The sequence below is a fragment of the Buttiauxella sp. genome, from assembly GCF_049686335.1.
In the GTDB taxonomy this organism is placed as follows: Bacteria; Pseudomonadota; Gammaproteobacteria; order Enterobacterales; family Enterobacteriaceae; genus Buttiauxella.
Genome location: NZ_JBAVHX010000004.1, coordinates 380875 through 401334, shown reverse-complemented (window position 1 = coordinate 401334; position 20460 = coordinate 380875). Strand labels below are relative to the sequence as shown.

The 20460-nt window shown below is 50.0% G+C and carries 17 protein-coding genes and 1 other RNA gene; 11 read left to right on the top strand and 7 right to left on the bottom strand.

Features of this window, described 5'->3' with window-relative positions; all coding sequences use genetic code 11:
- Positions 1–125 precede the first annotated feature (125 nt).
- Entirely contained in the window at positions 126–959 is an 834-nt protein-coding gene (gene ppsR / locus WBL83_RS02250) for a posphoenolpyruvate synthetase regulatory kinase/phosphorylase PpsR (RefSeq protein ID WP_424587606.1), read from the bottom strand.
- A gap of 454 nt (positions 960–1413) precedes the next feature.
- Between ppsR and ppsA the strand changes: the two genes are divergently transcribed.
- Entirely contained in the window at positions 1414–3786 is a 2373-nt protein-coding gene (gene ppsA, locus WBL83_RS02245) for a phosphoenolpyruvate synthase (protein WP_424587605.1), read from the top strand.
- A 144-nt stretch (positions 3787–3930) separates the two neighbouring features.
- Here ppsA and WBL83_RS02240 read toward each other — a convergent pair whose 3' ends face one another.
- Positions 3931–5328, bottom strand: coding sequence for a glycoside-pentoside-hexuronide (GPH):cation symporter (locus tag WBL83_RS02240; protein WP_424587604.1), 1398 nt, complete (start codon positions 5326–5328; stop codon positions 3931–3933).
- 395 nt (positions 5329–5723) lie between these two features.
- On the opposite strand from WBL83_RS02240, the gene WBL83_RS02235 reads away from it, so the two are divergent.
- Positions 5724–8108: a glycoside hydrolase family 3 N-terminal domain-containing protein gene (locus WBL83_RS02235; protein ID WP_424587603.1), complete on the top strand. Its 2385-nt coding sequence runs from the start codon at positions 5724–5726 to the stop codon at positions 8106–8108.
- Between the two features lie 87 nt (positions 8109–8195).
- Positions 8196–10073 carry a bifunctional glutathionylspermidine amidase/synthase gene (gss, locus tag WBL83_RS02230; protein ID WP_424587602.1) on the top strand — a complete coding sequence of 626 codons (1878 nt, stop codon included), beginning with the start codon at positions 8196–8198 and terminating at the stop codon, positions 10071–10073.
- A gap of 24 nt (positions 10074–10097) precedes the next feature.
- Here the strand turns inward: gss and rprA are convergent.
- Positions 10098–10204: antisense sRNA RprA (gene rprA / locus WBL83_RS02225), an RNA gene on the bottom strand.
- Positions 10205–10411: 207 nt separating this feature from the next.
- The gene (ydiK, locus tag WBL83_RS02220) at positions 10412–11512 is read right to left on the bottom strand and encodes an AI-2E family transporter YdiK (protein ID WP_424587601.1); all 1101 of its coding nucleotides are present in this window, start codon (positions 11510–11512) and stop codon (positions 10412–10414) included.
- A 196-nt stretch (positions 11513–11708) separates the two neighbouring features.
- Between ydiK and ydiJ the strand changes: the two genes are divergently transcribed.
- Positions 11709–14765 carry a D-2-hydroxyglutarate dehydrogenase YdiJ gene (ydiJ, locus tag WBL83_RS02215; RefSeq protein WP_424587600.1) on the top strand — a complete coding sequence of 1019 codons (3057 nt, stop codon included), beginning with the start codon at positions 11709–11711 and terminating at the stop codon, positions 14763–14765.
- Complete coding sequence (gene menI, locus WBL83_RS02210; protein ID WP_424587599.1) at positions 14762–15172, top strand: 1,4-dihydroxy-2-naphthoyl-CoA hydrolase; 411 nt, start codon at positions 14762–14764, stop codon at positions 15170–15172. The genes ydiJ and menI overlap by 4 nt, the downstream gene beginning before the upstream one ends.
- Before the next feature lie 505 nt (positions 15173–15677).
- Here the strand turns inward: menI and nadS are convergent.
- On the bottom strand, positions 15678–15968 hold the full coding sequence (nadS, locus tag WBL83_RS02205; protein ID WP_424587598.1) for a NadS family protein: 291 nt from the start codon (positions 15966–15968) through the stop codon (positions 15678–15680).
- On the bottom strand, positions 15857–16333 hold the full coding sequence (locus tag WBL83_RS02200) for a type II toxin-antitoxin system RelE/ParE family toxin (protein WP_424588016.1): 477 nt from the start codon (positions 16331–16333) through the stop codon (positions 15857–15859). Before WBL83_RS02200 ends, nadS begins: the two co-directional genes overlap by 112 nt.
- A 277-nt stretch (positions 16334–16610) precedes the next feature.
- On the opposite strand from WBL83_RS02200, the gene nudI reads away from it, so the two are divergent.
- The 6 genes from nudI to WBL83_RS02170 all read left to right on the top strand — a co-directional run bounded on the left by nudI (position 16611) and on the right by WBL83_RS02170 (position 19981).
- Positions 16611–17036, top strand: coding sequence for a nucleoside triphosphatase NudI (gene nudI, locus WBL83_RS02195; protein WP_424587597.1), 426 nt, complete (start codon positions 16611–16613; stop codon positions 17034–17036).
- Between the two features lie 34 nt (positions 17037–17070).
- Complete coding sequence (locus tag WBL83_RS02190) at positions 17071–17754, top strand: hypothetical protein (RefSeq protein ID WP_424587596.1); 684 nt, start codon at positions 17071–17073, stop codon at positions 17752–17754.
- A complete protein-coding gene (locus WBL83_RS02185) occupies positions 17739–18383 on the top strand; it encodes a sensor histidine kinase (protein ID WP_424587595.1) in 645 nt (214 codons plus the stop codon). The genes WBL83_RS02190 and WBL83_RS02185 overlap by 16 nt, the downstream gene beginning before the upstream one ends.
- Entirely contained in the window at positions 18383–18997 is a 615-nt protein-coding gene (locus WBL83_RS02180) for a response regulator transcription factor (protein WP_424588015.1), read from the top strand. The genes WBL83_RS02185 and WBL83_RS02180 overlap by 1 nt, the downstream gene beginning before the upstream one ends.
- A 101-nt stretch (positions 18998–19098) precedes the next feature.
- On the top strand, positions 19099–19602 hold the full coding sequence (locus tag WBL83_RS02175) for a GlcG/HbpS family heme-binding protein (RefSeq protein ID WP_424587594.1): 504 nt from the start codon (positions 19099–19101) through the stop codon (positions 19600–19602).
- Between the two features lie 217 nt (positions 19603–19819).
- Positions 19820–19981, top strand: a complete 162-nt coding sequence (locus WBL83_RS02170) for a hypothetical protein (protein WP_424587593.1) — start codon at positions 19820–19822, stop codon at positions 19979–19981.
- Positions 19982–20052: 71 nt separating this feature from the next.
- Here WBL83_RS02170 and WBL83_RS02165 read toward each other — a convergent pair whose 3' ends face one another.
- Positions 20053–20367, bottom strand: a complete 315-nt coding sequence (locus WBL83_RS02165) for a hypothetical protein (protein WP_424587592.1) — start codon at positions 20365–20367, stop codon at positions 20053–20055.
- Between the last annotated feature and the right edge of the window lie 93 nt (positions 20368–20460).

Genomic DNA, 20460 nt, shown 5'->3' with positions numbered 1-20460 from the left:
AAAGTACCGGGAAGTGATGGCAGTCACGATAAACCAATTTATGTTGAATTCAACCGTAAAACTGAATCGTGACCACCAAATTCTGTACAGCCTGGCATACAAAACTGAACTTGTGAACTAGTTTGTTAGTACATGCGGCGGTTCAGTCCCATGATATCGAGGATCTTGGTTGCCATCTCTTCAACCGAGTAATTGGTGCTGTTGAGATAGCGAATCTGGTTCTTGCGAAACAGCGCTTCCACTTCAGCCACTTCCAGGCGGCACTGGCGCATCGACGCATAGCGGCTATTTTCCCGTCGCTCTTCACGGATAGCCGCGAGACGTTCCGGATTAATAGTCAGGCCAAACAACTTATGCTGTAGCGGTTTAAGAACCGCTGGCAGTTGAATGTTATCCATGTCGTCAGCAATAAAGGGATAGTTAGCGGCGCGAATGCCAAACTGCATCGCCAGATACAAACTGGTCGGGGTTTTCCCGCAGCGTGAAACGCCCAGCAAGATTACCTGTGCCTGATCGAGATTTCGCATCGAAATGCCGTCATCGTGGGCAAGTGTGTAATCAATTGCCGCGATACGCGCATCATACTTAATTAAATTACCTGGATTCAGACCGTGGGTACGGTGGGCGATGGGCGTCGGGTCTAGTTTTAATTCTTGCTGTAAAGGGGCGACCAGCGCCTGCACGATATCCTGACAAAAACCTTCACTTTGCAAAATAATGTCGCGAATTTCGGGCAAAACGATGGAGTAAAACACCAGCGGGCGCACACCCGATTGCTGGTAAATCGCATTGATCTGTTCTCTGACGGCATTGGCCCGGCTTTCGTTTTCCACAAACGGCAGCGTAATGCTGTTAATAGCGACCGGAAATTGCGACATCACCGCGTGCCCAAGCACTTCAGCGGTGATAGCCGTGCCATCGGAAATATAAAAAACTTGCCTGTCTACTGTGCTATCCATTTTTCAATCCTGTTAGTAACGGTGACGACTCTGGCTCAAGCATAAATTAAAACCTTCCATGCTGGATCAATCTCATTTCATTATAAAACTGAAATGGTGTTTTTATTTTTAATGAAATGTGCAGTTCATTTTTATTATTTTCTTAAACCATTATTAATATAGGGATTAAATTAAGAATCAATAGTTTATGAGAAAAGTAAATAAATCTGAAAATTTCAAATTTTTATTTTGCTTGAACGATTCACCGGTTTCTTTCCTGCCCGTAATTATGCCAATCTAAAAGGGATGTAATGTGTTTCTCATTCATATAGACCCAAAATAATTCGAGTTGCAGGAAGGCGGCAAGTGAGCGAGTCCCGATGAGCTTACTCTGGTAAGTGATTCGGGTGAGTAAACGTAGCCAACGCACATGCAACTTGAAGTATGAAGGGTATATCACAAAAGGATTGTTTCGATGTCCAACTCGTCACCGCTGGTGCTTTGGTACAACCAACTCGGCATGAATGATGTAGACAGGGTCGGGGGCAAAAATGCCTCTCTGGGTGAAATGATTACCAACCTTTCAGGTATGGGTGTTTCCGTACCGAATGGTTTTGCCACCACGTCTCAAGCGTTTAACTTGTTTCTTGACCAAAGTGGTGTGAACCAGCGTATCTATGAGCTGCTGGATAAAACGGATATTGATGACGTGACTGAGCTTGCAAAAGCCGGTGCTCAAATTCGCCAATGGATAATCGATACGCCATTCCAGCCTGAGCTGGAAAAAGCCATTCACGATGCCTACGAACAACTTTCCTCTGACGATGCTGATGCCTCTTTTGCCGTGCGCTCCTCCGCCACCGCAGAAGATATGCCTGATGCGTCGTTTGCCGGACAACAAGAAACTTTCCTCAACGTACAAGGTTATGACGCGGTACTGGTTGCCGTGAAACACGTCTTTGCTTCGCTGTTTAACGACCGCGCGATCTCTTATCGCGTACATCAGGGTTACGACCACCGAGGTGTTGCGCTCTCTGCGGGCGTTCAGCGCATGGTGCGTTCTGACCTCGCATCCTCAGGCGTGATGTTCTCCATCGACACCGAGTCTGGTTTCGACCAGGTAGTGTTTATCACCTCCGCTTATGGTCTTGGTGAAATGGTGGTGCAGGGCGCGGTTAACCCGGATGAATTCTACGTTCACAAGCCAACGCTTGCTGCGGGTCGCCCGTCAATTGTGCGCCGCAACATGGGCTCGAAGAAAATCCGCATGGTGTACGCACCGAGCCAGGAGCACGGCAAACAAGTGCGTATCGAAGATGTTCCGCAAGACGCGCGCGACCAGTTCTCCATCACCCCTGATGAAGTGCAGGAGCTGGCGAAACAAGCGGTTCAAATCGAGAAACACTATGGCCGTCCGATGGATATCGAATGGGCAAAAGATGGGCACACCGGCAAGTTGTTTATTGTGCAGGCGCGTCCAGAAACGGTACGTTCTCAGGGCCAGGTGATGGAGCGCTACCAGCTACACGACCATGGCAAAATCGTTGCCGAAGGCCGTGCTATCGGTCATCGCATCGGAGCCGGTCCGGTAAAGGTTATCCACAATATTAGTGAGATGAACCGTATTCAGCCGGGTGATGTTCTTGTGACCGACATGACCGATCCGGACTGGGAACCGATCATGAAAAAAGCCGCCGCGATTGTCACCAACCGTGGCGGACGCACCTGCCACGCGGCGATTATTGCCCGTGAACTCGGCATTCCAGCGGTTGTGGGCTGTGGCGATGCCACCGAGCGTTTGACTGAAGGTCAGAACGTGACCGTTTCTTGTGCTGAAGGCGATACCGGTTACGTCTACGCCGAACTGCTGGATTTCAGCATTAAAAGTTCGACAGTCGATACCATGCCGGATCTGCCGTTGAAAATCATGATGAACGTCGGTAACCCCGATCGTGCCTTTGATTTTGCTTGCCTGCCAAACGAAGGCGTGGGGCTGGCGCGTCTGGAATTCATCATTAACCGTATGATTGGCGTGCATCCACGCGCGTTGCTGGAGTTTGATGACCAGGAACCTGCGCTGCAAAACGAAATCCGTGAAATGATGAAAGGCTACGACGATCCGGTTGAGTTTTATGTTGGTCGTCTGACAGAAGGGATTGCGACCCTGGGCGCGGCATTCTGGCCTAAGCGCGTAATTGTGCGTTTATCGGACTTCAAATCTAACGAATACGCCAACCTGGTCGGCGGCGAACGTTATGAGCCGGAAGAAGAAAACCCAATGCTAGGTTTCCGTGGAGCAGGCCGTTATGTGTCCGACAGCTTCCGTGATTGCTTCGCGCTTGAATGCGCCGCCATGAAACGCGTGCGTAACGAAATGGGCCTGACTAACGTCGAAGTGATGGTGCCATTCGTGCGTACCGTCGCTCAGGCGAAAGCCGTGGTGGAAGAACTGGAACGTCAGGGTCTGAAGCGCGGTGAAAACGGGCTGAAAATCATCATGATGTGTGAGATCCCGTCAAACGCCTTACTGGCTGAGGAGTTCTTGCAATATTTCGATGGTTTCTCTATCGGTTCCAACGACATGACCCAACTGGCGTTGGGACTGGATCGCGATTCTGGCGTGGTTTCCGAACTGTTTGACGAGCGCAACGACGCGGTGAAAGCCCTGTTGTCGATGGCCATCAAAGCGGCGAAGAAACAAGGTAAGTACGTCGGCATCTGTGGACAAGGCCCGTCTGACCATGAAGACTTTGCGGCATGGTTGATGGAAGAGGGGATTGATAGCCTTTCTCTGAACCCGGACACCGTGGTGCAAACCTGGTTGAGCCTGGCTGAAATCAATAAGTAAAAAAAAGGCTCCTCATTGTTGAGGAGCCTTTAATATTTTTAGGTCGGATAAGCGCAGTTGTAGGGTGGATAAGCGCCAGCGTCATCCACCATTGTCGTCGAATATGTCGGGGGCGCTGCGCTTGCCCGACCTGGCAATCATTTATTACAAGGCTTTTGGCGTCATCACCCCAGTGACGTCATGTTCGCTCTGGAATTTACCGACTCGCAAGTCACTCACAATACTGTTCATCCGCTCTTCGGTTAATTTGTAATAACGAATTGAGATGGCAGTAATTAAGTAGAATATTGCCGGCAATACAGTAAACAGAATCAATACCCCACGCACCGCCTCGGCAGATTGTTGCTCTACACCGGCTTGATAACCAAACCACGCCAGACCCCAGCCAGTTAATGCGCCACCAATTGCCACACCTAATTTAATGATAAAAATATTTGCCGCGACGTTCATACCCGTAATACGGCGTTGGGTTTTCCACTCACCATAGTTATTAGCATCAGTAATCATTGACCATTGCAGCGGAGCATTAATACCCTGCAATATATTAAGGGCAATGTGGACGATAAACGCAGGCATCCAGTAATCAGTCGGTAAGACTAAGAACAATAATCCCACCACCGCACTCAGCATGTTCACCCAAATCGAGGCGCGGATTTTACACATCCAGCCACCGAGATGTTTGGCAAACAAACTACCAAATACCGCCGCGATAGTCGTCGCAAGCATAAACATTGAAATAATGCCGCTGCCCTGATGAAGAATATATTGCACGAAATAAACTAACAGGCCACCGCGCACGACCACGCCGCATAACATCGCCAGGTTATAAACGGACAGAATACGCCACTGGTCATTTTTTAATAACACGCGGACATCGCGCATAATATTGAGGTTTTCTTCTTTAACCGGCGTAATACGTTCGCGGGTTGTCATGAAGCAGACGAGGAACATGATGCAGCCAATCACCCCAAAAAGCCCCATTGCCCACTGCATACCAGCGGCACGGTCTCCTGGAGAAATAAAATCAGCCAACGGCAGAATCAATGCAGTCCCCATCGCGCCGCCAATCGGTGCAATGGCAAATCGCCAGGATTGCAACGACAGGTTTTCTTGTGGATCAGACGTAATGGCGGCACCTAATGAGCAATACGGAATATTTATCGCCGTATACATTAGAGTCATAAATACATAAGCCAGCACCGCATAAATAATTTTACCGGTTTGGTCAAAGTCTGGAGTGGAATAAACCAGTACACAACTTACTGCGAATGGAACGCAGATAATCAGTAACCACGGACGGAAACGACCCCAGCGGCTTTTAGTCTGATCCGCAATCGCGCCCATAATAGGATCGGTAATCGCATCGAGTACCCTGACGACTAAAAATAGTGTCCCCATGACTGCCGGGGGTAAGCCATAAATATTGGTGTAGAAATAAGCCAGGATAGCTACCGAGGAATCAAACACAATGTGACTTGCCGCATCACCGAGTCCAAACCCCAGTTTTTCTTTGTTGGTAATTTTTTCAGTTAACACCGACATGTATTCACCTTTATTAAGAGCCGGAATATATCCATTCATACTTCAAGTTGCAGGGATGTTGGCTGCAACTCGAATTATTTGGGATGTATAGACCTCGCGGATAGCACTAGTTATAAATTGTGAATGTGGTCAGGAGTATTCTAATTTTTAATTTGTGTTTTATGTTTCTTATCAAATGTGACGGGGTTATCTCTTATTTGCCCTGCTTTGAACAGAACCAGCATGCCATTGAGAATATTTTTGAATCACATCACACTTATGGCTAAAAACCAAAAAACGTAAACTTGCTGAGTATTCTGACAATTGTTTGCGGCTTCATTCATCACTCATATTGATGGCTGAAAATTATCTCCGCGCACCTTCATGCGGATGGCCGAACTCGAAAGGGGAATACCATGTCTGCCATTTATCAAGAAGCTCACCGCCCGATTAACGAACGTGTCAGCGATCTACTTTCGCGGATGACAGCGGAAGAAAAATTCGCACAAATGCATGCGTACTGGCTGATTTTATCCAGCGATGGCAATCACCGTGAGCGCACCGATTTAAGCGATGAATTTGCGGGCGTCACCAAACAGGCGGCACTCGCTGAGCGTCTCAAACTCGGGATTGGGCAAATCACCCGGCCTTTAGGCACCCACATTGTGGATGCTAAAGAGGGTGTCCGTGCGGCTAATCGTTTACAGAAAACCCTGGTTGAAGAAACCCGCCTCGGCATTCCGGCACTGTTTCACGAAGAGTGTTTAGTCGGTTTATTGTGCAAAGACGCCACACTTTTCCCTTCCTCCCTGAACTACGGCTCCACCTGGGATGTGGATCTTATAGAGCGCGCAGCAGCAGCGATTGGCGAAGAAGCCCGCTCAACCGGTTGCCATCAGGGGCTTGCACCCGTGCTGGATGTGTCACGTGATGTGCGATGGGGGCGAACCGAAGAGACATTTGGTGAAGATCCGTGGCTGGTGGGCATGATGGCTACGCATTATGTGAAAGGCCTGCAAGGTAAGAATCGCGACCTGCTGGCGACCCTGAAACATTATGTCGGGCACTCATTTAGCGAAGGGGCGCGTAACCATGCCCCTGTTCATCTGGGTTTTTGTGAATTAAACGATACCTTCCTGCTGCCGTTCGAAATGGCGGTAAAACTGGCGAATGCCGGATCGGTGATGCCTGCCTATCACGACATTGATAATCAGCCAGGCCACTCAGACGAATTCTTACTGACGACCGTGTTGCGTGAACAATGGGGGTTCGATGGACTGATTGTTGCCGATTACGGCGGTGTGAGCCTGTTACATCAACATCACGGTATTTCCCACAATGCAGCAGAGTCGGTAGCGCTGGCTTTTAACGCGGGTCTGGATATGGAACTGCCGAAAGATGACTGCGCGCGCCATCTTGCCCAGGCGGTCGAGCGTGGTTTAATCACCATGGAGAAAGTGGATGAAATTGTCGCTCGCATACTGAAAGAGAAATTCCGTCTTGGGCTGTTCGAACACCCTTATCGGGATGAAAACGGCGTGACGCTGCAAAGCGGATCCACCGTCCAGCTTGCGCGTGAGGTCGCAACGCGCTCCATCACATTGCTCGAAAATGACGGTACTTTACCGCTCAAAGGAGAACCGCGTGTGGCGGTGATTGGGCCGACAGCCGATGACCCTCTGGCATTACTGAGCGGTTATAGCTTCCCGGTACATCTGATCATCAGCGATATGCTGGAGCAAACCTCGCAGGTGGTCACCCCCCTTGAAGCCCTGCGCCAGCAGTTGGGGAGTGACCACGTCAGTTATGCCAAAGGGTGCCATATCATCGAAAAACGTATGGCGGGCGCGCCTGTGTTCCCAGGCGACAGCGGCGGCAAACCGATGCAGTCCTCGCCGGTCTCAACCGACACGTCGTTAATCCCGGATGCCATTAAAATCGCCCAACAAAGTGATGTTGTGGTGCTGTGTGTGGGGGATTTATCCGGTTTGTTCCAGAGTGGTACGGTGGGCGAAGGTTCAGATACTGACAGCCTGAGACTGCCAGGCGTGCAGCAGCAATTGCTGGATGAACTGATTCAAACCGGTAAACCGGTTGTGGTGGTGATGACCGGTGGCCGGCCTTACAACCTGGGCGGCCAGGAAGATAACGTTGCGGCACTGCTTATGGCCTGGGCGCCAGGTCAGGAAGGGGGGCACGCCATTGCAGATGTGCTGACCGGACGTGCAGAACCTGGTGGGCGGCTGGTGGTATCTATTCCTAAAAGTGCCGGAGCCATGCCGTATTACTACAACCACAAACTGAAGAGTGGCGGTACACCGTTTGCGTTCCATTTTGGCTCCCGCTATCCGTTTGGATTTGGTAAGACCTGGACTGAATTCGCCTACAGCCCGCTGCAATTAGCCAGTGATGATGTGCCTAATAACAACGGCATGGTGAATGTGAGCGTGACCGTCAGCAACTGTGGTGCAGCGGCCGGGAGTGAAGTCGTGCAGCTTTATGTTCACGATAAGGTGGCATCGATGGTGCGCCCAGTCCAGGAGCTTAAAGCCTTCCAGCGCGTCCACCTTGAGCCTGGAAGCCGCGCGCGTCTGACGTTTAGTGTGCCGACGGATATGCTGAATTTCACCCGCCGCACTGGGGAGCGAGTGGTGGAGCCAGGAGAGTTTGAAATACGTATCGGTGCCTCAAGCGGTGATATTAAAAGCTCAGGGGTGGTGCGCATTACGGGCGAAACCCGGGTCATCACCGGTAAATGGCGAATGGTAAGTCATTGCGAGGTCGAGCATTTTAGCGCGTAAAGTTCCCTTTTTTACCAGCGAAGCGCGTAAGATAAATGCTTATCCTCGCTGTCGGGATGGCAGCGCAAAATGTGTAAGGCTGTTGTCATGAGTGTAAGCACTACCGAAAGCCATGCTCCTTTTGGTGCGTTATTAGGACACGCACCGGGTGGCGTGGCGATTTACTCCTCCAATTACGATTCCCTCGACCCCAACGCATGGCCGGACGACACGTGGTTCAGACATTATCTGAACCACGAATATATGGGATATAAGTGGCAGTGTGTCGAGTTCGTACGCCGCTTTCTCTATCTCAATCACGGGATGGTTTTTACCGATGTCAGCATGGCGTATGAAATCTTCTCGCTGCGTTATCTGCGCCAGGTCGTCAATGACAATATTCTCCCCCTTCAGGCATTTGCCAATGGCTGCGAACGCGCACCTGTCGCGGGCGCCATGCTGGTGTGGCAGAAAGGCGGCGAGTTTGACAATACCGGCCACGTGGCGGTGATTACGCAGGTGCTGGCGGATAAAGTCAGAATTGCCGAGCAAAATGTCATCCACAGTCCACTGCCTGTCGGCCAGCAATGGACGCGCGAATTGGCTCTAATTTATCAGGATGGGAAATACTTCATTCAGGATACCTTCGATGACACGGAGATCTTAGGATGGATGGTTCAGACCGCCGATAACCAGTACAGCCTGCCGCAACCGGAAATTCCTGCTGAGTGCCTGGCGATTCATAGTGCAGAGGTGGAAGACAAAGGGCAGTTTTCCAGCCACTGGCTCGATGAGCAAGACCCAGTGGAACTGGCGTATGTTCAGGCCAGAGAAGGCCACATTATTAACGCCAACCCGTATCGCTACTTTACTCTCTCTCACAGTGCAGAACAGGAACTCATTCGGGCCACCAATGAGCTACATCTTATGTATCTGCATGCCACGGATAAAGTGCTGAAAGATAACGATCTGCTGGCGCTGTTCGATATTCCGGAAGTCTTATGGCCACGCCTGAGACTCTCCTGGCAGAATCGTCGCCATCATATGGTCACCGGTCGGCTTGATTTCTGCATGGATGAGCGTGGGTTAAAAGTGTATGAGTACAACGCGGACTCAGCTTCTTGCCATATCGAAGCTGGTTTGATTCTGGGGAAATGGGCACAGCAAGCGGGTGTGACGCAGGGCAGTGATCCCGGTGAGCGTTTACTCAATGCGTTAACCAATACCTGGAAGCACAGCTATGCACGTCCCTTCGTCCATATCCTCCAGGATAATGATGCAGAGGAGAATTATCATGCGCAGTTTGTGCAGCGCTCTCTTTCTAAGGCGGGGTTCGAAAGCAAAATTCTGCATGGCCTGGAAAATTTGCAGTGGGATGCCACCGGGCAACTGGTTGACGCAGAACATCGCCAGATTAATTGCGTCTGGAAGACGTGGGCCTGGGAAACCGCGCTTGATCAGTTACGAGCCCAGAGTGAAGCTGCCTACGCCGGGCTACCGATTCGCACCGGGCATTCTCAACACAGCGTAAGACTTATCGATGTGCTGTTACGCCCAGAAGTGATGGTTTTTGAACCGCTATGGACCATCATTCCCAGCAACAAAGCGATTCTGCCCGTCCTTTGGTCCCTGTTCCCACACCACCGTTACCTGCTGAATGCTGATTTTGAACTCAACAAAGAGCTTGAGCAAAGCGGCTATGCCATCAAACCGATTGCCGGACGATGCGGCAATAATATCGGGCTGATTAGTCATCAGGAGCAAGTGCTGGATGAAACTTCCGGTAATTTCTCCGGGCAGAAAAATATCTACCAGCAACTCTGGTGCCTGCCGAAAGTGGCAGGGCGCTATGTGCAGTTATGCACATTTACCACTGGAGGGCATTACGGTGGGGTATGTGTGCGTTCTGAGAGCAGTCTGGTGATAAAAAAAGAGAGTGATATCGACCCACTTCGCGTTCTGAGCGACGAGAATTTTGTTAAATAACCTGCGCTAAAGCTGAAGTGACGGACAAAAAAAAGCCCATCGTTAAGATGGGCAAAGACTACACACAGCAATTCGTTGTTTCACTCAGGGGATTTCCATGCTTATAAATCAATGTGTTGATTCATAGCCTTGAAGTAATAGTAGGTACATCGCCCTGGAGCGTCACTCGGATTCGTCTCAATAGTTAATGGAAAGTTAACGATTGAGATCACATTACTGGATGTATTTAGAATCAAAGGCTTGAACAGGAGATGAAAAGTGGGGAATTGATAAGCGTTGTTTATCATTGTGCTGGTGTTGCTCCCGGCAAGTGAGAGCAACACAAAATTCAGCAGTTTTTAATCGTGTTCTTCCAGAATCTCAACCACTTCATTCGGATCGTCTTGCGGCGGCGGTGCTTCATGCATCCACACTGAAATAAGACGATACGATACCGCAAGCAATACCGGTCCGATAAACAGACCTATCATGCCAAAGGCAATCAAACCCCCAATCACACCCGAGAGAATCAGGATCATCGGCAAGTCGGCGCCCATACGAATCAGCACCGGACGAATAAAGTTGTCCATGGTGCCCACCACGCAACTCCACACCAGAAGCACCGTGCCCCAGGTATTATCACCAGACCAGTACAGCCAGGCGATAGATGGAATCAGCACCAGCAACGGACCAATCTGCACCAGGCAGCACAGTAACATCACCACGGTTAACAAAGTGGCATTGGGGATCCCGGCTACCGCCAGACCCACGCCGCCTAGCACGGATTGCACCAGCGCGGTCACCACCACACCCAGCGCAACGGCACGAATCGCTTGCCCTGCCAGCAACACGGCCGCATCGCCGCGTTTGCCCGCCAGACGGAACGAGAAGTGGCGAATGCCATTACCCAGCGTTTCACCTTTCGCGTACAGCAACACGCTAAACAGCAACATCAGTCCGCAATGCATCAGGAAACTGCCAACATGAATGGCTTGCCCAAGGAACCAGGTGGTAGTGGTGCCAATATAAGGGCGGACTTTAGCCATAATTGCGCTGCCGCCGCTGTCTACCAGCGCGTTCCAACCGGAATAAAGGCTGTCACCAATCAGCGGAATGCTGTTTAACCACTCAAATTTCGGCAACTCCATATTGCCTGTTGTTGCCCATGCGATAACCGGACCGCTGTTATCCACCAGGCTGTTCACCAGTAGCGCGACGGGAATAACAAATAACATCAGCAGCAGAAGCGTCATCACCAGCACGGCAAGGGAGCGCTTTCCCCACAGTAATTTTTGTACCCTGAGCATCAATGGCCAGGTCGCAATAACGATTGTTCCAGCCCAGGCAAAGCCAAGCACAAACGGTCGGACAATCCATAGACAGGCGATTATCATCACCGAAATAAACAACACGGACAGCAAGATCTGCAGCAGATCCTTTGGCTGACTGACTTTAACCATAGATAAAATCACCTCAATAACTGATAACGGGCAAAGTGCCTGCGTTAAAACCGCAAAGCGGATGCAATAATGATGATGTATTTCCTCGATTTTTAACAGGAACAAAACAGGCAGGCATGTCCGAAAAAAATGTGTTAAAAAAAGGAAGGAAGCACGCAAACGATAACTTACAACTATGAGCAGGGTCGACCCAGCAATGATCCCACAAATTTCTCAGGCACCAGGTGTTGTTCAACTGGTGCTCAACTTTTTGCAGGCACTGGAACAGCAAGGTTTTACTGGCGATACGGCGACCAGCTACGCTGACAGACTCACGATGGCCACCGATAACAGCATTTATCAGCTGTTGCCCGATGCGGTTTTATTCCCTCGCTCTACGGCTGACGTCGCGTTACTGACTCGTCTCGCCTCGGAAGAACGCTTCAAATCACTGGTCTTTACACCACGTGGCGGCGGTACGGGCACCAACGGCCAGTCACTGAATACCGGCATTGTCGTCGACATGTCGCGCTATATGAATCGCATTATCGAAATCAATCCGGAGCAGGGCTGGGTGCGAGTCGAAGCGGGCGTAATTAAAGACCAGCTAAACCAATATCTCAAACCTTACGGTTATTTCTTCGCCCCAGAACTTTCAACCAGTAACCGGGCCACGCTTGGCGGGATGATCAACACCGACGCCTCGGGGCAAGGCTCGTTGGTTTATGGCAAAACGTCTGATCACGTGATGGGGGTCCGCGCGGTTTTGCTCGGTGGCGATATTCTCGACACCCATCCGATGTCGACACTGCTTGCGGAAGACCTGGGACGTGATGACAGCCCAACCGGCAAGATTTATCGCACCGTATTTGAGCGTTGCCGTGAGCAACGTCCGCTGATCCTCGAGAAATTCCCGAAACTCAACCGCTTCCTGACGGGCTACGATCTGCGCCATGTCTTTAATGACTCGCTCTCCCAATTCGACCTGACGCGCATTCTCTGTGGCTCTGAAGGGACGCTGGCGTTTATCACCGAGGCGAAGCTCGACATCACACGTCTGCCAAAAGTGCGTCGTCTGGTGAATATCAAATATGACTCGTTTGATTCCGCACTGCGCAATGCGCCATTCATGGTGGAAGCTCGGGCGTTGTCCGTCGAAACCGTCGATTCCAAAGTCCTCAATCTGGCGCGGGAAGATATCGTCTGGCATTCGGTGAGTGAATTGATTACCGATGTGCCCGGCAAAGAGATGCTGGGCCTGAATATCGTTGAATTTGCCGGTGACGACCTGGAGTTAATAGAAGGTCAGGTAACCTCGCTGTGTGAGCGACTCGACTCGTTAATTGCGCAAGGTGAGGGCGGTGTCATCGGCTGGCAGGTTTGTACTGAACTGGCGGGCATTGAACGCATCTATAACATGCGTAAAAAAGCCGTCGGCCTGCTGGGTAATGCCAAAGGGCAGGCCAAGCCGATTCCGTTTGCCGAAGATACTTGCGTGCCGCCACAGCATTTGGCCGATTACATCACCGAGTTTCGTGCATTACTCGATAGCCACAATCTGAGCTACGGCATGTTTGGCCACGTTGATGCAGGTGTTTTGCATGTGCGTCCGGCGCTGGATATGACTGACCCGCATCAGGAAGTGCTGATGAAGCGCATATCGGACGATGTGGTTGCACTGACCGCGAAATACGGCGGGCTGTTGTGGGGGGAACACGGGAAAGGTTTCCGCGCCGAATACAGCCCCGAGTTCTTCGGTGAAACGCTGTATGAAGAACTGCGCCGCATTAAAGCGGTCTTCGATCCGGATAACCGTTTAAACCCAGGTAAAATCTGCCCACCACTGGGTGTTGATGATCCGATGATGCAGGTCGATGCGGTGAAACGCGGGACCTTTGACCGGCAAATCCCGATTGCGGTACGGACTTCATGGCGTGGTGCGATGGAGTGTAACGGTAACGGCTTGTGCTTTAACTTCGATGTGAAAAGCCCAATGTGCCCGTCGATGAAAATCACCAGCAACCGTATTCATTCACCGAAAGGCCGCGCCACGTTAACCCGTGAATGGCTGCGTTTGTTGGCCGATCGCGGTGTTGATCCTGATGCGCTGGAAAAGCAAATTCCGGAAAAACGCGCCAGTCTGCGCACGTTAATCGAACGCACGCGCAACTCCTGGCATGCCCGCAAAGGTGAGTACGACTTTTCTCATGAAGTGAAAGAGGCGATGTCGGGCTGCCTGGCGTGTAAAGCGTGTTCCACGCAATGCCCAATTAAAATTGACGTGCCGGAATTCCGCTCGCGCTTTTTACAGCTTTACCACACCCGCTATTTGCGCCCGATGCGCGACCATCTGGTCGCAACGGTCGAAAGCTACGCACCGTTGATGGCGAGGGCTCCAAAAACCTTCAACTTCTTTATGAGCCAGCCGTGGGTGCGCAATCTGTCAGCGAAACACATCGGCATGATTGATTTGCCGCTTTTGTCTACGCCGACGTTACAGCAGCAATTGGTCGGACATAATTGTGCGAATACCACCCTTGAGCAACTGGAAAGCTACAGCGCTGAACAGCGAGCCAAAACCGTGCTGGTGGTTCAGGATCCGTTCACCAGTTATTACGATGCGCAAGTGGTGGCGGATTTTGTGCGTCTGGTGAGCAAATTAGGTTACAGCCCGGTGGTTCTGCCATTCTCACCGAATGGTAAAGCGCAGCATATTAAAGGGTTCCTGCAAAAATTTGCCCGCACCGCGCGTAAAACCTCTGACTTCCTCAATCGCATTGCGAAATTGGGGATGCCGATGGTCGGTGTCGATCCCGCGCTGGTGCTTTGTTACCGCGACGAATACAAGCAGACTCTGGGGGAAGCACGCGGGGACTTCCACGTTCAGCTGGTTCATGAATGGTTGCCTGCGGTGCTGGAAAGCCGTGAACCCGCGGCGGTGAGCGGCGAGTCATGGTATCTGTTTGGCCACTGTACCGAAGTAACAGCTTTGCCGACGTCGCCCAATCAGTGGGCCGCTATTTTTGCTCGTTTCGGTGCGAAACTTGAAAATGTCAGCGTCGGTTGTTGCGGTATGGCGGGAACTTACGGGCATGAAGTGAAAAATCATGCTAACTCACTGGGGATTTACGAGCTTTCATGGCATCAGGCAATGCAACGTCTGCCACGCCAACGCTGCCTGGCAACCGGCTATTCCTGCCGCAGCCAGGTCAAACGTGTGGAAGGCAATGGGGTACGCCATCCGCTACAAGCACTACTGGAGATTCTGGGATGATCTGGCGACGTGAAGTGAATCTTGAAGCGCTCAATAAAATGGGCGCGGGCAATATGGTCGAGCACGTGGGAATTGTGTTTACTCACATTGGCGATAATGCGCTTGAAGCCACTATGCCTGTCGACAACCGCACCCGTCAGCCATTCGGATTGCTGCACGGTGGCGCATCGGTAGTGTTGGCAGAAACCCTCGGTTCCGTAGCCGGGTATTTGTGTACCGAAGGCGAGCAAAGAATTGTGGGGCTTGAAGTCAACGCCAACCATTTGCGCTCCGCGCATGAAGGCATGGTCCGCGGCGTCTGTACGGCGGTTCATGTTGGCCGCCGCCACCAGGTCTGGCAAATTGAAATCAGCGATGAACAAGGTCGGCTTTGTTGTACCTCAAGGCTGACGACGGCTGTGGTGTAGATTCCTCCTTCACAAATTTCAACAATTCAAACGAAGAAGAGCAAAAAGAAAGCGTAATGGCTTAATTTCTGCTCTTTTGTAACGACTGTGTCAGAACATAAAGAAAATGTCGGGTGACGCTGCGCTTACCCGACCTGGGAAATGCCGTTGTAGGGTGGATGACGCTGCGCTTACCCGACCTGGGAAATTCTGTTGTAGGGTGGGTGACGCTGCGCTTACCCGACCTGGGAAATTCTGTTGTAGGGTGGATAAGCGCTAGCGTCATCCACCAGCACATTAACCAGCCGCATTAATAAACCATTCAGTTGCTGTATTGTTTTCAGGGGCCGCGAACGGCATATATAACTTTAAAAACTCATCCTAAAAGCGTGTGATTCAGATACTGGAAAGCCACTCGCAAATAACTTTTCTGATTTTCATAGCGTGAAAAAAAACGCTTTTAAATAAATGGATGTATTTCACATAATAAATATCATGAATAACTCAAACCACTAAAAGGTTGTAGCTACAGTGTCAGGAGCACCTTAATGAGCGCCGGATTTTGTTCGAGCATCAATAATATTTTCAGTGATGACCCGGATGGGATACGGCGCTTTTGCTCCCAACTTTGCACCAGCGAAGGGCTGACACCCACCGCTTGAGCAAATTCCTCCTGCTTTAAACCGATTGATTCACGCAATTCTTTTACATTCGGTAAAGGGTGGCGATGAACGCGGCCTGGCTGCATATCCCCTTTTTCGATGGCAACCATCTCTTCCATGCTTTGCACGAGATCGTTGAAAAGTTGCTTATCCATAATGGTTTCCTTGAGTTTTCATTGTGAAAATGAGTCAGTGCCAGATCCAGATGATGCGCTAACCGTTTGAGTACTGATTTCTCCGCTTCGCTCATATCGTCTTTGACGTTTTTTGCGTAAATTGTTAATAGATATAACTTTCCCTTACGAGTCACCGCGTAATAAATAACTCTTACACCGCCACGCTTGCCCGTTCCTGGCCGATTCCAGCGCAGCTTTTTACAGCCGCCGGAGTTTCGTATGGTGTCTCCATCGACATGCTGTCTGAGAAGATATTCCTGAAGCTGCTGGAAGGTATCATCATCTAACAAGCCTTCACGCTGCCTGACAAAAGTCGGGGTCTCAATAAACTCAAAATGTTCCATCATCTGTCTTGTCCTTGTGTTGTATTTTTAGTCGTACTGCGTGCGAGTGTCAATGTTTTTTTTCGTACTAAGTACGATTCACCTGCTGCTAAATTGAACAGCCTGCCCCAGGTTTTGGTCACTTTAATTTCATTGCAAGCGTAAAACTATCTGCGCGAATGAATTGCGGAAAGCGCCTCGCAAATAATGAATTATCAGTGTCATAAGCGTCATTTCACGTGAGACTCCCGTGCGCATATCTGCTAACGTCTGCAAATTAAAGACAGCAGGAGGTCGTATGCGACAGAGCGTTATTGTGTGCCCGATTATTGAAAATAATGGTGAGGTTCTGCTGTGTAAGATGGCAGACGATCGCGGCGTGTTCCCCGGGCAATGGGCATTATCCGGCGGCGGAATGGAACCGGGTGAACAAATGCAAGAAGCGTTGCTGCGTGAGATTGCTGAAGAGCTAGGGACGGAGTTGCAAATTACCAGTATTAAACCCTGGACCTTCGCTGACGATGTGCGTGTGAAAACTTACGCCGACGGTTCAAAAGAAGAAATTTATATGATTTACCTGATGTTTGACTGCGTGAGCGCCAACCGCAATGTCACCTTTAACGAAGAGTTTCAGGATGTCGCCTGGGTTAAACATTCTGAGCTGAACAACTACGATTTAAACGAAGCGACGAAAGTGACATTCAGTAAGAAAGGCTGGATTTGATTCCCCATCAACTATTTTCACATTAAGGAACGCGATGCGTAAAGCACTCATCTGGCTGATTCTCACCGCACTTTCCGGCGGTGGCGTCGTGGTCTATGCCTTGCATCAGCAATATGAGGAACAAAGCGCGGAGTTTCGTATTTTGTACCGTGATATCACCGTTAAGCTTGCGCAAAACGATGTCATTCTGGCGCTACTTTCCAACAGCAGCGATCCCGCTGTGGTGCAGCAAAAATTCCCCTATATTCTGCGCTGGCAAACTAAACCCCATGAGCCGCCGCGCCCTGATATTAATCCTGCCCGCGCCGGAACTTACTGGATAAATTCGCCGCAAGGATCTCTGCTCATTGATTTACCCACGTTACTGGCCGACTTCGTCCGAACGCAGAAGTTTCAGCATTTCAGCCTGAGCTGGAAGGGAACTCCCCTTATTACGCAGGGAACTGAAGGGCATAACGACGGATGGCGCTGGGAAAAACAAATTACCAGCCCGTCTCAGCCGCTCAATCTTTTAGTGACAAATAACCCTGACTGGCGAAGCTTGCCCAGGTTTATCCTGATACTGCTCGGGCTATTCTGGGCGGCGGTCATCTACTTTTATACTCAATACCAGGCGACAAAACGCCAGCGCAATATTGCCGATTTACGCGCCCATTTTTCCGAGCTTGCGCGGTTGAACACGATGGGGAAATTGCCGCAGGAATGGTTCATGAACTGAATCAACCGCTCACCGCCGTCCTCAGTTATTCGCAAACTGCCCAACGTCTGATAAAACAGCAGCAAGCCGAAAAGGCTGAGCCGTTGCTGGATGCGGCAGTAATGCAAACCAGGCGCATCAGCAGTTTGCTATTGGCCTTTCGTGAAAAATTGCACAGTGATGAACAGGCATTGCAGCCGGTGGATTTACGTCAGATTTGGGCAAGAGTGGTGATATTGCTGAGTAATGAAATTGAGCGCGGCAAAGTCAGTGTCATCAATAAAATTCCTGAGTCATTGCCTCCGGTGATGGCATCCTCGTTGGGTATTGAGCAGATATTCCACAATCTGCTTAATAACGCTATTCAGGCGCAACAGCAAACGGATAAAGCCTGGGTTGCAGTGAGTGCCATCCAGACGGCGAATCGGATAATTTTGACCGTCACCGACGGTGGACCAGGGCTTAGTGAACAGGCCTTACAGCAGGTGTTTATGCCGTTCTTTACCACTAAAAAAGATGGACTGGGGCTGGGTATGGCGCTAACCGAGACGCTGGTGCAGCGTTATAACGGCAGTATTCAGGCAGAAAATAGCGCGCCTGGCGGGGCGTGTTTTACTCTGACATTTCCCCTTATCCAACCGGAGGCATGATGGCGCAACGCATCTATCTTATTGATGACGATGAAGCGATACGCTTTTCATTAACGGCGTTACTCGCGACCATGGGCTGGGAAACACAGGTCTATGAAAGCGTGCAGAATTTTCAGGAGTCTGAATCTGATCTCACGGCGCTTAACGGCTGCTTGCTACTGGATATCCGCATGCCTGGAAAATCCGGCATTACGCTGCTGGAAAACTGGCAGCAAATGGGGAGTACGCTGCCCGTTATCATGATGACGGGCCACGGCAGCATCGATTTGTGCCGTCGCGCATTTAAAAACGGGGCATTCGAATTCCTGACTAAACCCATTGATGCCGACCTTCTTATTGAAACCGTGGGTGCGGCGCTCGACCAGCAGAAACGAAGCCAGCAACAGCAAGAAAGCCAGGCTGATTTGCAGGCGAAACTGGCGACCCTTTCAGCCCGCGAACATGAAGTGATGGCACTGATTATGCAGGGAAAATCCAATAAAGAGATGGCGAGAGACTTGTCGTTATCCCCACGCACCGTTGAAGCCCATCGCGCCAGTTTGTTTGCGCGGCTCGAGATTAATTCTCTGGCGAAGCTGATAAAAATCTACGGTGGACTGAAGGGTACTACGTAAAATTACCTGGATTACCAGGTATTCGCCCGAATGGTTTCGCATCCCGCGGTTGGTTACCTTAACTCTCGTCAATTAAACACACCGAGTTGAGGGAAGAAACCATGAAAAAATCCATCCTGTTTGCCGCCGCCATGTTCAGCAGCGTTGCCGGAATGCCTGCTTTTGCCAGCAACGTGCTGACTGAAAAGAATCTCTCACTCGAGTTCGCTGATAAGCTCGCCCAAAGCGCTATTCAGGCTTGTAGTGCCAAAAACTATAACGTCGCGGTGACGGTTGTGGACAGGGCGGGCGTGGTAAAAATCATTAAACGTATGGATAACGCAGGCCCGCATACCGTTGAAGCCAGCCGTATGAAAGCGTATACCGCGCTGACCACGAAAAATACTACTGGTGATGTGATGAAAAGTGCGCAGGATAACGTGGGTGCGCAGAATATACGTGATATCCCAGGCTTCTTATTATTAGGGGGCGGCGTACCGGTGAAAGTAGATAACCAGACCATCGGTGCTATCGGTATTGGTGGCGCACCGGGTGGACATTTGGATCAGCAATGTGCGGTTGACGCGCTCGAAGCAAATAAATCACTGCTCAATACTTCCGCTTAATAATCCATCCATTTTGTTTAAGTTGCAGGTCTATTATATAGCCTGCAACTTAAATTATTTCAGTTATAAGTTGTATCTCCCTCGATATATAAAAAAGCGCTGAATCCAGTGCGCCTTGCTCATGAACTCATTTTTTGTCAAAATAACGGCGTAAGCGTCAAATACTTTAAGTATTACACGGACGTTATTTATACAGAAATGAGTTGATGGAGCTAAAATGAAGTATGTACTTGCACTTATATTGGGCGTGGCATTATCCGGTTGTACAGCTAATGACTGGGTAGATGCTGCTGGTGGCATAATGCAGGCTAAAGATAGCCATGAAAAAGATAGCAGAAATAAGCGTATAAAAGCGGCTAATAAAGCTGCAGGTTACTAATATTTAGAGAAATTTACATATCCCTCTTCTGACGGTATAGAGTGAGAAGAGGAATGATCTTTTATGCTGACTTACTGGCTAAATACTCCTTTTGCTCTCGCCTGTTGGCAAGAGATATAGCCATAATGTTTGCGGTTTCCATTCTTATCGAATGCCACATAAAAAGGCATTGTCTCGGCATCCTTTTTTAGCGTGTAATTGATGCAAGTCCCATTGATTTCTGGAACATTCATCTCACTGTCAGGTTTCCCACCCGCTGCAATAACTGAACTTTTTGTCGCATTAGTCGCGTACGTCGCTTGTACTAATGGATCATTATCAAACTTCATAAAACTGAAACTACAGGCACTTAATAAAGGCACAATTAAAAAAGGGGTATAGCGCATTGAATATCCTTCCGTAGAATATAATTACCAACAAAATTAAAATTAACGAACGGGTTTTTCTTGCTCGTCAAAGCCACTTTCTCATATATATTA